Raw genomic sequence first — 14,284 nt, 5'->3', positions numbered from 1 at the left:
TTAATTATAAAATGAATAAATCAAGTTATAACGCTGACGCTATTGAGGTGCTCAGCGGGCTGGAACCCGTCCGCCGTCGACCTGGAATGTATACCGATACGACCCGTCCAAACCACCTGGGCCAGGAGGTGATCGATAACAGCGTTGATGAAGCCTTGGCAGGGCACGCACGGCGCATTGAGGTAATTTTACATGCTGATCAATCATTGCAGGTCAATGATGATGGTCGTGGTATGCCGGTGGATATCCATCCTGAAGAAGGTGTTCCCGCAGTTGAGTTAATTCTGTGCCGTCTCCATGCTGGGGGAAAGTTTTCGAATAAAAATTATCAGTTTTCTGGCGGGTTGCACGGCGTTGGTATTTCGGTAGTCAATGCATTATCACGCCGACTGGAAGTGAAAGTACAACGTAATGGGCAGATATATAGCATTGTTTTTGAAAATGGCGATAAAGTGCAAGATTTGCACGTCATAGGTACTTGTGCCAAACGTAATACGGGTACTTACATTCATTTTTGGCCTGACACCTCTTTTTTTGACAGTCCCCGTTTCTCGGTTTCTCGCTTATCACATTTATTAAAAGCCAAAGCGGTGTTGTGCCCCGGCGTGGAAATATTTTTTAAGGATTTGATCAATAACAGCGAACAACGTTGGTGCTACGCCGATGGCCTGACAGATTATTTAATGGAAGCGGTTGACGGCCTGGTCACGCTGCCAAAAGTGCCTTTTATCGGTACTCTCACTGCCGCGACTGAAGCTGTTGATTGGGCATTATTTTGGCTGCCAGAAGGCGGTGAATTATTGACGGAAAGTTACGTTAATTTGATACCCACGGTGCAAGGGGGGAACCATGTTAACGGGCTGCGTCAGGGTTTGCTAGATGCCATGCGCGAATTTTGCGAGTTTCGCAATATGGTACCTCGTGGCGTAAAACTTGTCGCTGATGATATTTGGGATCGATGCGCTTATGTTTTGTCGGTCAAAATGCAGGATCCACAATTTGCCGGGCAGACCAAAGAACGCCTTTCCTCTCGCCAATGTGCCGCTTTTGTTTCTGGTGTGGTGAAAGATGCCTTCAGTTTATGGCTTAACAAAAACGTACCGGTAGCGGAACAACTCGCCGAACTCGCTATCGCTAATGCTCAACGACGGATGCGCGCGGCTAAAAAAGTGGTGCGTAAAAAACTGACGAGTGGTCCAGCGTTACCAGGCAAACTGGCGGACTGTAGTTCACAGGATCTCAACCTTACCGAATTATTTTTAGTCGAAGGGGACTCTGCAGGGGGATCGGCGAAGCAGGCACGTGATCGCGAATATCAAGCTATCATGCCGCTAAAAGGTAAAATTCTCAATACATGGGAGGTTTCTTCTGATGAAGTGTTGGCTTCGCAAGAAGTGCATGATATTTCGGTGGCTATCGGCATCGATCCTGATAGTGAAGATTTAAGTCAGCTCCGCTACGGTAAAATCTGTATTTTGGCTGATGCAGATTCCGATGGTTTGCATATTGCTACCTTATTGTGTGCGTTATTTGTGCGTCATTTTCGCTCTTTGGTATGTGGCGGACACGTTTATGTTGCTATGCCACCGTTGTACCGTATTGATTTGGGCAAAGAAATTTTCTACGCATTGGATGAGGAAGAAAAAATCGGCGTGCTAGAACAATTGCAACGTAAACGTGGTAAACCGAATGTTCAGCGTTTTAAAGGACTCGGTGAAATGAACCCACTACAATTACGTGAAACCACGCTCGATCCTAATACACGTCGCTTAGTACAACTGACCATCGATGACGAAAATACGGCTAAAACGCTGGCGATGATGGATATGCTGTTAGCCAAAAAACGGTCGGAAGATCGCCGCAATTGGTTACAGGAGAAGGGTGATGGGCTAGCAATCGAGCTCTAGACAGAAAGGTACTACGTAACGCAACATTTGCGCTACGCAATAGCATCCATGCAGTAAAATCAATCAGCAAACTTTATATACTGTGAACAACGTCAATCTTTAAGAACCTATTTGAAATCTCTTGTGCTCGCTGATACTTCGTCAAAAACGAGCTCAAAATGCGCATTGACTTTATGTAAACTGTGCTTCTTCGCCCGTTTTTTCCTTGTCTGAGCGTCGCTCAAGAAGATTTGGAACAGGTTCTAAGCGCTAAAACTGTTACCCACATTGGTCCTTTACCTACCGGATAACGTGCCAGTAGAGTTAATTTTCCAGTGTGTTCATCAATACCATAAACGGCAATATGATCGGATTGTTGCCCTGCGGCGATTAAAAAATCACCGCTATGATCAATATTGAAACCGCGTGGTTGTGTTTCTGTCGGCTGATGCCCTATCAAGGAAATTACCGTACCCTCTTGCTCTATGCTAAAAATCGCCAGGGTGCTAGCCGTACGATCACTGATATACAGATAGCGTCCATCGGGAGTAATATGAATATCGGCGGCCCAACAAGTGCCGGTAAAATCAGTCGGCAGTGCATTCAACGTTTGGATCCGTCTATATTGTTGGCCATTATCCGTGATTTGATAAACGTCTACCGTACTATTTCGCTCATTAACACAATAAGCGACCTGATGATGAGGATGGAATGCCATATGACGTGGACCCGCCCCTTTTGCTGTTTTCACTTCTTTCTGTTGCTTGTGTGGTGTTAATTTTCCATCAGTACTTAACTTAAATAGACATATTCGGTCTTCTTCCAGACAAGGCACCAGTACCAGTTGATTGCCCAGATCGATGTTTGCTGAATGTGGTGTCTTTAAATCATCCAATTGCTGGATCCATTTTTTTACCACGCCCTGGTTATCGATCGGGCTGACGCTAACACAATTTGCATTATAGGATGCTGAAAATAAAAAACGTCCTTGCAAATCAGTCGAGATATGTGTTGGGCTGCCAGGCAGTGCAGCACTAGCCACCTTTTTTAGCCTACCATCATCAGTAATACGGTAAGTCAGGATGGCAAAATCGGGGCGCACGCCCACGTACAAATAACGCTTATCAGGGCTAATAACCATAGGTTGCACCTGCTGATCGGACACTCTCTCAGTTTGCAGCAACGTTAATTCACCTATTAGATTTAATTGCCAAACATCGATCTGTGAGCTGTTTGGACTTGCCACATACACTATTTGTTTCATCATCGTTCCTTAATCGACCTTTTCATCTTCATTCGAGATTATTAATGTAGGAAAATCCATTATTTCTGAAGATTGTGATGGCAGCGGGGCTTTTCAGATAATCATAAAAAGCGCTGACTTGCGGGTTTTCATGACCACGAATTATTGCCATCGGGTATTCAATGGGATTATGACTTTGATCGGGGAAAACACCAACAACCCTGACCTTATCACTGGATACTGCATCTGATCCGTAAACAATACCCAACGGTGCTTTTGACCGTTCTACCAGTGCTAATGCACGACGAACATCGCTGGCAGCGATAATATCCGTCGCTAATGTCGACCAGGCTCCCCAATATTCCAATGCCTGTTTGGCATAAACCCCAGCAGGAACATGGTCTGGATCGCCAAGTGCCAGGCGCCCCCCGTCCAACAAGTTTTTCCAATCGGTTTCTTTATTGATGGCAACGTTATAAATATTGCTGTCTGTTGGTGCGATAAGCACTAGTTCGTTACCCAATAGAGTGTAGCGACTAACAGAAACAATGGCCTGTTTTTCAGCGAGATAATCCATCGATTGTTGATCGGCCGAAATAAACAGATCCGCTGTTATGCCCTTTGCTATTTGCTGTGCCAGCGTGGAAGATGATGCGTAAGAAACCACCACCTCTATTTGTTTTTCTACCTGATACTGTTTAGCAATATCCTGTAATGCATTAGTTAATGAAACAGCGGCAAACAAGGTAACTTTCTCTGCCGCTACAGCAGACAGGTTCCCTACACAAACCAATATGACGCCAAAAATCCATTTATCCCACCGATATTTCATCCCCTTCCCCTTAATAAAAAACTATTAACACTGTTATTTCGACTGACTTGTCCTGGAAATCAAATTAAATATACCGCCTAAACCATAAATTAGCCCCAACATCACCGCCATCACTACCGGCACCATCACCACCGCTAACAACAAACTTTGCAATAATTCCAACATGGTAGCCCCACTTAACTATACAATTAGCGATAATTTATACCACCGTCTATTATTAGATCTATTACTAGAATAACTTATATTCACGATACTTATCATATTTATGGATGATAGACTTGCAATAGAGCTCTTGTAAAAACTATTCGGTGCTGCAAATTCTGCGTTATCTGGTGCTAGCAAATGTACGTACAGGGATTGCAGCGCTCTATACGTCTTGACTTCGCAGCACTTGCTATCGTTTTACAAAGGGTCTAATAAAAAAGATAATCCCTATGATGCTCCCATGCTAGATAACATAACAGAGTTATGTGATAACGATATAATTTTGGATAAATAACAAGGATTAATCAATCTCCATAAACAATTAGCTCTATCTATTAATAGTCACTACAATCGATTAAAGTATGTTATCAAGAAAAACAAACAAAAGGACTTTATCATGTGGGCAACTCTTGCTGCTTCATTGTTTTTTTTACCATTTAACCACACACTATCCCTGTTGCTACTACTTTGTTCGTTAGCAGGGGCTGTTTATTATGCTGTATTAACTCTGCCGGCGATGGCTTTCTTATTATTCATGCTAGTAGTCGCTGTTGCCGTAACGCTATTACGTCATCGTCAGCAGAAATGGCGAGTAGTGGTGATGGAATTACTGCTACTTCTTGGTTGCATCGCACTTCTTTTTCACGTCTCTGGTTTCAACAACTTTAAAATATTAGATAAAGTTCAAGTTGGCATGCTGAGCGGGCCTTTCTCCATGTATTACAACTTTGACAAGGCGCTGATACCCTTCTTTGTATTGATATGTTTGCCAGATTTATTCACTACCCAAAAACATCCTTCGATCAGTCAACTCAGCTGGATAGGATTAATGTGTACAGTACCGGCCTTGCTTTTACTGGCTGTTGCCATCGGTGGCTTAAAGATAGAATTCCATTTTCCACAATGGATTGGGCAGTTTTTTATCGCCAATGTCTTTTTTGTCTGCCTAGCTGAAGAAGCGCTGTTCCGCGGATATTTGCAACGAAGACTTAGCCAGTGGTTAGGGGCTTATCCAGCACTGCTATGCAGTGCGTTGGTATTCGGTGCCTATCATTTCGCTGGCGGCTCCTCACTGATTATTTTTGCTACATTGGCCGGAATAATTTACGGCTTGGCCTGGCTATGGAGTGGTCGTCTATGGGTTGCTGTTAGCTTCCATTTTGCATTTAATCTTATACATTTGCTGTTTTTCACTTATCCAATATATTTGCCAAAATAATCATTAGGCAAAAAATCAGCCAGGGTTAAAACAAACGATTGCTGTACGTAGCCGTCCCGCAATATGATATTCTTGTTGAATAAATTAGCGAGTTAAGGATTTTACGTTATGGCGGTGACTAAATTGGTTCTGGTAAGACACGGTGAAAGTGAATGGAATAAAGAAAATCGTTTTACTGGCTGGGCGGATATTGGCCTATCTGAGAAAGGTCGTAGCGAGGCGAAACAGGCTGGTGACGTATTAAAAAAAGAAGGCTTGATTTTCGATTTTGCCTATACTTCGGTTTTGCAACGCGCTATCCATACCCTGGATTATGTATTGGATGTGTTGGGTCAATCTTGGCTACCGGTTGAAAAATCCTGGATGCTCAACGAACGCCATTATGGGGCGTTACAGGGGTTAGACAAAGCGGAAACGGCTAAAAAATACGGTGATGATCAAGTAAAACTGTGGCGTCGTGGTTTTGCCATCTCTCCTCCTGAATTAACCAAAGAAGATCAACGTTTCCCCGGTCATGATCCGCGTTATGTGAAGCTCAGCGCCGACCAATTGCCACTGGCTGAAAGCCTTGCAACCACAGTCGAGCGCGTTATCCCCTACTGGGATGAGGTTATACAACCGCGCATCGCCAGGGGTGAGCGCGTTATCATTGTGGCTCATGGTAATTCTTTGCGAGCGCTAATAAAGTATCTCTATGACATGACTGAAGATGAAATCCTTGAATTAAATATCCCGACTGCTGCGCCTTTAGTGTACGAACTTAATGAAGATTTTAAACCTATCAAGCATTATTATCTGGGGAACGCAGAAGAAATCGCGGCAAAAGCAGCGGTCGTTGCTAATCAAGGAAAAGCCAAATAACTTGTGCCAAAACTGGCTAAATATCTCAACGATGAGCACCCGATCTAATCTGACAGACAACTGTATTTATAACCAGAAACTGTTAGAGCCTGTTCCAAATCTTTTTCACTGTGCTCAGACGAGGAAAAAACACAGCGAGCACAAGAGATTTCGAACAGGTTCTTAGGTCGGGTTTGAGCTACTACATAACAAGGTAATTTAAAGATTTTAAGATAGGCGATTTCTATTCTCGTAACCACTTACACCAACTGGCCATGACCTGCCGCCTTTCACTGTGAAAATCATTGGCAGCAACAATACCTGGCAACTCTTGCAATACTAAACGATGAATTCTATCACGCATGCCAATATAAGCAGCAGTTAATGCCGCCGCTTCTGACTGTGCCATGATGCCGAAATCCACCATACAGGCAAAAATACGCACATTATCTGACCAATTGGCCAGGTCCGGTTGTGCCGCTGCGTGGCGTAACACCAAATATTGCGCGATAAATTCAATATCGATGATACCACCTGTATCAGCTTTGATATCAAATAGATCTGGCTGTTTATCGCCAAGGTGATGACGCATTTTTTCACGCATGGAGATGATATCTTTTCGTAGCTGCTGATCATCTCGCCGATGACATAAAACCTGTTGCCGAATGGCGTCAAATTGTTGCTGTAATTTGGCTTCACCATAGACAACACGCGCACGAACCAACGCTTGATGTTCCCAGCTCCAGGCTTGATGCTGTTGATAATCGACAAAGGCTTCAAAAGTACTGACTAACATGCCAGATTCACCCGATGGACGCAAACGCGTATCGATCTGATACAGAATACCGGACAAGGTACGAGTGCTAAATAAATGCATAATGCGCTGAGCCAAACGCAGATAGAATTGTCGACCATCAATACTACGTTCCCCTTCGGTCATCACATTTGACGGGCAATCTAGCAGAAACACCAGATCTAAATCCGAGTGATAATTTAGCTCCCAACCACCGAGTTTGCCGTAGCCAATAACAGCGAAACCCTGTCCTTGATCTTGATGTAAAAGAGCCGGTTGACCATAACGTGCTACCATTTGATGCCAGGCTTGCTGCACCACAGTAGCAATAATGGCTTCCGCAAGATAGGTTAAGTGATCACTCACTTTCATTACCGGCAAGGTACCGCTGATATCGGCAGCAGCAATCCGTAGTTGCTGTGTCTGTTTGAATTGGCAGAGTGCTTCTAACTGCAGCTCTTCATCACCCTGAGCGATACGCAACAGATATTGGCGCAGTTCATCATGGTAGGCAACGGGTGCCATTGGTTGATATAGCGCCTGAGGGTCCAATAATTCATCCAGTAATAACGGATAACGTGCCAGTTGATTGGCAATCATCGGCGAGGCTGCACAAAGGCGGACGACATGAGTCAGTGCAGCCGGGTATTCCAACAGTAATTCCATATAAGTGGTACGTGTGACAACACTGAGCAATAGCAGGGTCACACGTGCTAAAACAATATTGGCATCAGGCCGTGAGCAGACTTCAGTCAACAGGTGTGGCATAAGCTGATCTAACACCTCACGCCCACGTCGACCCACCGCCCTTTTATTAACATCGTGGCGGAAATGGTCGATGATATGCAGTAACTGGCGGCAGAGAGTCTGCTCTAAATGAGGTGCTAACACGGCCAGATCGCTTTCTTCCAATTTATCCTGCCATAAACTGTTGTAACCGCTATAACAGGGATCTTCGCCAATATGTGCACTATCATCACCAATTAATTGATTGAAAATCTGTCGTACTGCTTGCATATGCTGCTGTAGTGTTATGAGCAGCGCTGGCCAATCAGTCTTATTCATACCATAAGCCAAACGAGCCTGATTCAGGCTGTCATGCGGCAGCGTCTGTGTCTGTTGATCAGCAATTGTTTGTAACAAATTTTCCAGACGACGTAAAAATAGATAACTTGTGCTGAGTTGATCCACCTGTGTTAGCGGTAGTAAACCCAATTCAGCGATGGTCTGTAACGTTGGCAGTAAAGCACGCTGTTGTAAACTTGGCTCACGACCACCCCGTATCAGTTGAAATACTTGTGCGATAAATTCGATTTCACGGATACCGCCTGCACCCAGTTTAATATTATCTTGCAACCCACGACGGCGTACTTCACGTGCAATCATCACTTTCATACTTCGTAACGACTGGATAACGCTGAAATCGATATAGCGGCGAAATACAAAAGGCCGCAACATATGGCATAATTCCTGAGCGTAATGATTATCGTCACCACCGATTACCTTAGCCTTCACCATCGCATAGCGTTCCCAGTCTCGGCCTTGCTGTTGATAGTAATTTTCCAATGCTGCAAAACTCATCACCAAGGGGCCGCTGTCGCCAAAAGGACGCAAACGCATATCGATACGATAGACAAAACCGTCAATAGTTTGCTGATGCAAAGCGTTGATCAATCTTTGGCCCAATCGGATGAAAAATTGCGCATTATCTAACTGCCGTCTACCTCCTGTGGTTTTACCATTCTCTGGATAGACAAAAATCAAATCGATATCGGAAGAAAAATTTAGCTCCCCCGCGCCCAATTTTCCCATACCTAAAATCAGCAACGGCTGTCTCATTCCATCATCATTACAGGGTGTACCGAAATCACGACAAAAAAGCCGATAAAGCCAATCACGCGCAGCAATAAGCAAACTTTCTGCCAATTGACTCAGTTGTTGCAGGGTTTCTTCTGTGCTGCTGGTTGACAGTAGCTGTGACCAGGCAATACGTACCATTACTCTGCTACGGAATAGTCGCAACGTTTTTAGTAATGCGCTTTCATCCTGTACTTGATTGAGCTCCCTGGCTAATTCATGTTGATAATATTGCCATTCCTGTCTCTGGGGAGGGTGCTGATGTAACTCTTCCCACCATTGGGGATGCATAAACAACATGTCACTGACAAAATCGCTCAACGCCAATAGAATGCTATCTTGCTGACCAAGCGTGACAGGAGGCGTCAGTTGAAGAAAACGCTGTTGCACATACTGTGCTTGCAATTGTAGAGGAGTGGAAACAGGTAACATAAATTCTCGGTGTAGCTGAGTGCCGGCACGGTTTTGCAAGAGTCTATACCCAATGAATTTCGAGTTACGGCAAGGCGGCAATCAATCGAATCCAGGTAGTACATGACTGGGATGAGTGCGAGCAGCCAACGCCACCGTAACTTGAAAGGCGAAGGGTATATTGTATTTATAATTTAGCGAAGCAACGCTGTGCGGCTGCTACCGTTTCTTCAATCTGTTGGTCACTGTGTGCCAGTGACATAAACGCACTTTCAAAAGCCGAGGGTGCCAGATAAACACCTTCAGCTAACATCAAATGAAAGAAAAGTTTAAAGCGTTTAACATCACATTGTATGACATCTTGATAACAATTTATCCGTGAAGCATCAGTAAAAAACAGGCCAAACATCCCCCCAATGTGGTTAATCACCAGCGGAATATTTTTTACCTTAGCCGCATCAGATAATGCTTGAACTAAATTTGCAGTCAGTTGCGTTAGTCTACTGATGCTATCTTCAGACAACTGATTTAAGCAGGCAAAACCCGCCGCCATGGCGATCGGATTACCGGACAATGTTCCTGCTTGATAAACGGTACCCGTAGGTGCCAGTTGTTTCATTATTTCGTCACTGCCACCAAATGCCCCCACAGGCAAACCGCCACCGATAATTTTGCCTAAACAAGTGAGATCGGGTTTGACATTATAAAGCGCCTGTGCGCCTCCCAAAGCGACGCGAAAACCGGTCATCACTTCGTCGATAATCAATAGAGCACCAAATTCATCGCACAAAGTACGCAGGCCGGGCAGAAAATCGGCGGACGGTAGTACACAGTTCATATTACCGGCGACCGGTTCGACGATAATGCCCGCTATTTCTTGCGGGTACTGTGCAAAAACTTGCCGCACCGAATCCAAGTCGTTATAAATGCAAGTCAAGGTATGTTTTGCAAAATCGTCTGGAACACCTGGCGAATTTGCTTCTCCGAAAGTTAACGCACCCGAACCCGCCTTTACTAATAGACAGTCAGCATGACCGTGATAACAGCCCTCAAACTTGATAATTTTGTCGCGTTTGGTGTAAGCACGTGCCAAACGAATCGCACTCATGGTAGCTTCGGTACCTGAATTAACCATGCGTACTCTTTCCATACTGGGTATCAAAGAAGTGATTAACTTTGCCATCCTGACTTCAATTTCAGTCGGAGCACCAAAGCTTAGTCCACGCTCAACCGCAGCGATTACAGCATGGCGAATAACTGGATGATTATGACCCAGTATCATTGGTCCCCATGATCCCACGTAATCGATATATTCTTTACCGTCAACATCGTATAGATAGGCACCATTAGCTCTTTCAATAAATAATGGCGAGCCACCAACACCGTTAAATGCTCGAACCGGGGAGTTGACCCCTCCCGGGATAAATTTTTGTGCCTCGGCATAGAGAGTTGCGGACTTATTCATTAATGAGTTCCTGAATTTGGTGGAGAAGGCAGGTTTCGCGAGGTCTATTCCTTGCGTTCAAACATCAGATCCCAAACACCATGTCCTAGACGTTGACCGCGTAATTCAAATTTAGTCAATGGTCGTGAATCAGGACGAGGAACATACCTCTTATTGGTGGCAAGATTATGATAGCCGGTAATATTCGACATCACTTCCAGCATATGTTCTGCATAATGGTGCCAATCGGTTGCCATATGGAATATTCCCCCTACCTTTAACTTGTTTTTTACCAGTTCAGCAAAAGCAGTTTGCACAATACGCCGTTTGTTATGGCGAGCTTTAGGCCAAGGATCAGGAAAAAATAGCTGTAATCTGTCGAGTGAACTATCTGGCAACATATTTTCCAACACTTCAAGCGCATCATGGCGCATAACACGTAGATTTTTCAAACCCATTTCATGCGCAGCCGCCAGACAAGCACCCACCCCAGGAGCATGGACTTCAATACCGAGAAAATTTTGTTGTGGATTATCCGCTGCCATCGTCACCAAAGATGTCCCCATACCAAAGCCGATTTCTAATACCAACGGCGCCGTACGACCAAATATTGAGTTAACTTCAATGACAGTTGCCTGATAATCGATGCCCATCAGCGACCAGTAGCTATCCAACGCGAGTTGTTGCCCTCGGGTCAATCGCCCTTGGCGACGAACAAAACTACGAACGCGACGTAAACCACAACCATTTTCAGCAAATTGTTTCGATATAACCGTATTTATCATGGAACTTTCTAGCTATCAATAAAGTTCCAGTTTACAGTCTTACAACTCTATGCTGCAATCCCAAGCTAATTTATTTATACCCAATGAATTTCGAGTTACGGCAAAGCGGCAATCAATCGAATCCAGGTAGTACATGACTTGGATGAGTGCGAGCAGCCAACACCGCCACAACTTGAAAAGCGAAGGGTGTATCTGCCAATTTACCGATGGCGACTTATGATACCAGCACAACAATTCGCACAATGGGTACTGGAATGGTACCAATGCTATGACCGCAAAACGTTGCCGTGGCAACAGGATAAAACGCCCTATCAAGTATGGCTGTCTGAAGTCATGTTGCAACAGACTCAGGTTGCTACTGTCATTCCTTACTTTCAACGTTTTATCACGCGTTTCCCTGATATACTGACGTTAGCCTCCGCGCCCTTGGACGAAGTGCTTCATTTGTGGACAGGTTTAGGTTACTACGCCCGTGCCAGAAATTTGCATAAAACAGCACAAACGATTGTTGACCATCATCAGGGAAAATTTCCTACTACTTTTGCTGAAATTGTCGCGCTCCCTGGTATTGGTCGTTCTACCGCCGGTGCCATTTTGTCTCTGGCATTAGGGCAACATTTTTCGATCCTCGATGGTAATGTTAAACGAGTATTGTCACGTTGTTATGCGATATCCGGTTGGCCGGGTCAAAAAGAGGTAGAAAAACGCCTGTGGCAGATGAGTGAAAAAGTCACTCCTGCTAATGGTGTAGGGCAATTCAATCAAGCCATGATGGATTTAGGTGCGACGGTATGCACCCGATCTCAACCAAAATGCGAATTTTGTCCACTCAATAGTGGCTGTTTGTCTCATGCTACTCGTAGCTGGCTTCACTATCCGGGTAAAAAACCAGCACGTAAACTACCAGAAAAAACTGCTTATTTTTTATTAATGCAACAGGGCACACAAATCTGGCTAGAACAGCGCCCGCCGGTCGGTTTATGGGGCGGGTTATTCTGTTTCCCACAGTTTAGCCAACGCACAGAACTGGTTTTTTGGTTACAACAGCGTGGATTGCAAGAAAAAGATTTACATCAACTCGGTGCTTTCCGTCACACCTTTAGCCACTTCCACTTGGACATCATTCCCCTGCGATTGTATAACTCCTTGGTGAAAGGATGTATGGATGACAGTGCCGGTCTCTGGTACAACCTGAAGCAACCGCCGTCAGTCGGGCTTGCTGCTCCGGTTGAACGCTTATTGCAACAGATTTCGAATAGGTTCTAAAAGAGGATAGAGTATGAGCAAAATAATTTACTGTACATTTTTAAAAGAAGAAGCCGAAAGACAAGATTTTCAAATTTATCCAGGAGAAATAGGCGAACGTATCTATAATGAAATTTCTAAGCAAGCGTGGGCGCAATGGATAAACAAACAAACTATGCTGATCAATGAAAAAAAGTTGAGCATGATGAACCTCGCTGATCGCCAGTTACTGGAAAAAGAAATGTGCAATTTTTTATTCGAAGGCCAAGAAATACATATTGCAGGATATGTCCCGCCAAGTAAGTCATAGAGGTTTAGATGATTTTGAAAAAATTATTTTTTTTCATCATGATATGGTTTATAAGATGAAGAAAATTTTAGTTCTACTCATGATCACACCTTTGCTGATCTCTTGCTCAGGGAATAAAGAGCAGGCTGATAATGAAATGTTTATCAAAGATACCAACAGTTTTGATATTTTGATGGGGCAATTTGCCCACAATATCGAAAATATCTGGGGCTTGGATGAAATCTTGATCGCAGGCCCAAGAGACTACGTAAAATACACGGATAAATATCAAACGCGCAGTCATATCAATTTTTACGCCGGTACCATTACCTTTGAAACTATCGCCACGACCAATCCTGAGGCTCATCTGCGTCAAACTATCATCGCCACCTTACTCATGGGTGACGATCCCGGTGCAATTGATCTTTATTCTGACGTTAACGATATTCAAATCAGTAAAGAGCCGTTTTTATATGGTCAAGTATTGGACAACAATGGTCAACCGATCCGTTGGGAATGGCGTGCTAGCCAGTTCGCAGACTCTTTGCTGCAAACTAGAATGCAAAAACGCAACAAGGGATTGCAGGTTATTTGGTCGATTACAGTGCAGCTGGTACCTAACCATCTGGATAAACGGGCGCACAAATATTTGCCTTTAATACGCCAGGCTGCCGCAAAATACCAGGTTGAAGAATCGTTAATACTGGCTATTATGCAGATTGAATCTAGCTTTAATCCCTATGCTATCAGCAGTGCTAATGCGTTAGGTCTGATGCAGATAATGCAACAGACCGCTGGCAAAGATGTATTCAAAATGAAAGGGAAAAATGGTCATCCGAGCCGCAGCTATTTATTTGACCCAGAAAATAATATCGACGCGGGTGTTGCCTATTTATCCATTTTGCAAAATAGTTACCTTGGAGGGATCCGTAATAGCACCTCGCGCCTCTATGCCATGATCACGGCCTATAACGGTGGTGCAGGTAGTGTATTACGTTTATTTTCCAACGATAAAGACCAGGCATTCATTATGATCAACAGTATGGAGCCAGGAGAGGTATTTAACACACTGATCACTAAGCATCCTGCTAGCCAATCACGTCGTTATCTAATGAAAGTGAATAACGCTCAAAAAACGTATCGTCGTCGCTAAAAGCGCGTTCGAAATCTATTCTAGTCAGAGAACCACGCCCCTTGAGCCGCGAGAGAAGACATAGGAGCAGTCGTGCAACCTGC

12 protein-coding genes are annotated in these 14,284 nt (G+C 44.2%); 6 read left to right on the top strand and 6 right to left on the bottom strand.

Features of this window, described 5'->3' with window-relative positions:
• Window positions 1-11 precede the first annotated feature (11 nt).
• Window positions 12-1,907: a DNA topoisomerase IV subunit B gene (parE, locus tag AAHH42_RS12465; protein ID WP_072550282.1), complete on the top strand. Its 1,896-nt coding sequence runs from the start codon at window positions 12-14 to the stop codon at window positions 1,905-1,907.
• 220 nt (window positions 1,908-2,127) lie between these two features.
• Here parE and pgl read toward each other — a convergent pair whose 3' ends face one another.
• From pgl to AAHH42_RS12450, 3 genes are read right to left on the bottom strand one after another with little or no spacing between them, the layout of a single operon-like run.
• Entirely contained in the window at window positions 2,128-3,150 is a 1,023-nt protein-coding gene (gene pgl, locus AAHH42_RS12460) for a 6-phosphogluconolactonase (protein WP_072550283.1), read from the bottom strand.
• Between the two features lie 28 nt (window positions 3,151-3,178).
• Complete coding sequence (modA, locus tag AAHH42_RS12455; RefSeq protein WP_072550284.1) at window positions 3,179-3,961, bottom strand: molybdate ABC transporter substrate-binding protein; 783 nt, start codon at window positions 3,959-3,961, stop codon at window positions 3,179-3,181.
• 33 nt (window positions 3,962-3,994) lie between these two features.
• Window positions 3,995-4,126, bottom strand: a complete 132-nt coding sequence (locus AAHH42_RS12450) for an AcrZ family multidrug efflux pump-associated protein (RefSeq protein ID WP_072550285.1) — start codon at window positions 4,124-4,126, stop codon at window positions 3,995-3,997.
• A gap of 436 nt (window positions 4,127-4,562) precedes the next feature.
• Between AAHH42_RS12450 and AAHH42_RS12445 the strand changes: the two genes are divergently transcribed.
• Window positions 4,563-5,384 carry a CPBP family intramembrane glutamic endopeptidase gene (locus AAHH42_RS12445; protein WP_072550286.1) on the top strand — a complete coding sequence of 274 codons (822 nt, stop codon included), beginning with the start codon at window positions 4,563-4,565 and terminating at the stop codon, window positions 5,382-5,384.
• A 108-nt stretch (window positions 5,385-5,492) separates the two neighbouring features.
• Entirely contained in the window at window positions 5,493-6,245 is a 753-nt protein-coding gene (gpmA, locus tag AAHH42_RS12440) for a 2,3-diphosphoglycerate-dependent phosphoglycerate mutase (RefSeq protein ID WP_072550287.1), read from the top strand.
• 223 nt (window positions 6,246-6,468) lie between these two features.
• Here the strand turns inward: gpmA and glnE are convergent, their stop codons facing one another.
• From glnE to trmB, 3 genes are all read right to left on the bottom strand, one after another.
• On the bottom strand, window positions 6,469-9,306 hold the full coding sequence (gene glnE, locus AAHH42_RS12435; RefSeq protein WP_072550305.1) for a bifunctional [glutamate--ammonia ligase]-adenylyl-L-tyrosine phosphorylase/[glutamate--ammonia-ligase] adenylyltransferase: 2,838 nt from the start codon (window positions 9,304-9,306) through the stop codon (window positions 6,469-6,471).
• A gap of 166 nt (window positions 9,307-9,472) precedes the next feature.
• On the bottom strand, window positions 9,473-10,750 hold the full coding sequence (gene hemL, locus AAHH42_RS12430) for a glutamate-1-semialdehyde 2,1-aminomutase (RefSeq protein WP_072550288.1): 1,278 nt from the start codon (window positions 10,748-10,750) through the stop codon (window positions 9,473-9,475).
• Between the two features lie 44 nt (window positions 10,751-10,794).
• Entirely contained in the window at window positions 10,795-11,514 is a 720-nt protein-coding gene (trmB, locus tag AAHH42_RS12425; RefSeq protein ID WP_342221274.1) for a tRNA (guanosine(46)-N7)-methyltransferase TrmB, read from the bottom strand.
• A 216-nt stretch (window positions 11,515-11,730) separates the two neighbouring features.
• Here trmB and mutY point away from each other — a divergent pair, with 216 nt between their 5' ends.
• From mutY to mltC, 3 genes are read left to right on the top strand one after another with little or no spacing between them, the layout of a single operon-like run.
• Complete coding sequence (mutY, locus tag AAHH42_RS12420; protein ID WP_342221273.1) at window positions 11,731-12,780, top strand: A/G-specific adenine glycosylase; 1,050 nt, start codon at window positions 11,731-11,733, stop codon at window positions 12,778-12,780.
• Between the two features lie 13 nt (window positions 12,781-12,793).
• Window positions 12,794-13,069 carry an oxidative damage protection protein gene (locus AAHH42_RS12415; protein WP_072550291.1) on the top strand — a complete coding sequence of 92 codons (276 nt, stop codon included), beginning with the start codon at window positions 12,794-12,796 and terminating at the stop codon, window positions 13,067-13,069.
• 55 nt (window positions 13,070-13,124) lie between these two features.
• Window positions 13,125-14,201 carry a membrane-bound lytic murein transglycosylase MltC gene (gene mltC, locus AAHH42_RS12410; protein WP_342221272.1) on the top strand — a complete coding sequence of 359 codons (1,077 nt, stop codon included), beginning with the start codon at window positions 13,125-13,127 and terminating at the stop codon, window positions 14,199-14,201.
• Window positions 14,202-14,284: the final 83 nt, after the last annotated feature.

The sequence above is a fragment of the Candidatus Fukatsuia endosymbiont of Tuberolachnus salignus genome (genome assembly GCF_964030845.1).
Taxonomy (GTDB): Bacteria; Pseudomonadota; Gammaproteobacteria; order Enterobacterales; family Enterobacteriaceae; genus Fukatsuia; species Fukatsuia symbiotica.
This window is presented reverse-complemented; position numbering and strand designations above follow the sequence as displayed.

Bases quoted from the DNA above. Each gene is read 5' to 3' on its own strand.
- mutY (WP_342221273.1), top strand. From the start codon at position 11,731: ATGATACCAGCACAACAATTCGCACAATGGGTACTGGAATGGTACCAA.
- AAHH42_RS12445 (WP_072550286.1), top strand. From the start codon at position 4,563: ATGTGGGCAACTCTTGCTGCTTCATTGTTTTTTTTACCATTTAACCAC.
- glnE (WP_072550305.1), bottom strand. From the start codon at position 9,306: ATGTTACCTGTTTCCACTCCTCTACAATTGCAAGCACAGTATGTGCAA.
- trmB (WP_342221274.1), bottom strand. From the start codon at position 11,514: ATGATAAATACGGTTATATCGAAACAATTTGCTGAAAATGGTTGTGGT.
- pgl (WP_072550283.1), bottom strand. From the start codon at position 3,150: ATGAAACAAATAGTGTATGTGGCAAGTCCAAACAGCTCACAGATCGAT.
- gpmA (WP_072550287.1), top strand. From the start codon at position 5,493: ATGGCGGTGACTAAATTGGTTCTGGTAAGACACGGTGAAAGTGAATGG.
- hemL (WP_072550288.1), bottom strand. From the start codon at position 10,750: ATGAATAAGTCCGCAACTCTCTATGCCGAGGCACAAAAATTTATCCCG.
- AAHH42_RS12450 (WP_072550285.1), bottom strand. From the start codon at position 4,126: ATGTTGGAATTATTGCAAAGTTTGTTGTTAGCGGTGGTGATGGTGCCG.
- parE (WP_072550282.1), top strand. From the start codon at position 12: ATGAATAAATCAAGTTATAACGCTGACGCTATTGAGGTGCTCAGCGGG.
- AAHH42_RS12415 (WP_072550291.1), top strand. From the start codon at position 12,794: ATGAGCAAAATAATTTACTGTACATTTTTAAAAGAAGAAGCCGAAAGA.
- modA (WP_072550284.1), bottom strand. From the start codon at position 3,961: ATGAAATATCGGTGGGATAAATGGATTTTTGGCGTCATATTGGTTTGT.
- mltC (WP_342221272.1), top strand. From the start codon at position 13,125: ATGAAGAAAATTTTAGTTCTACTCATGATCACACCTTTGCTGATCTCT.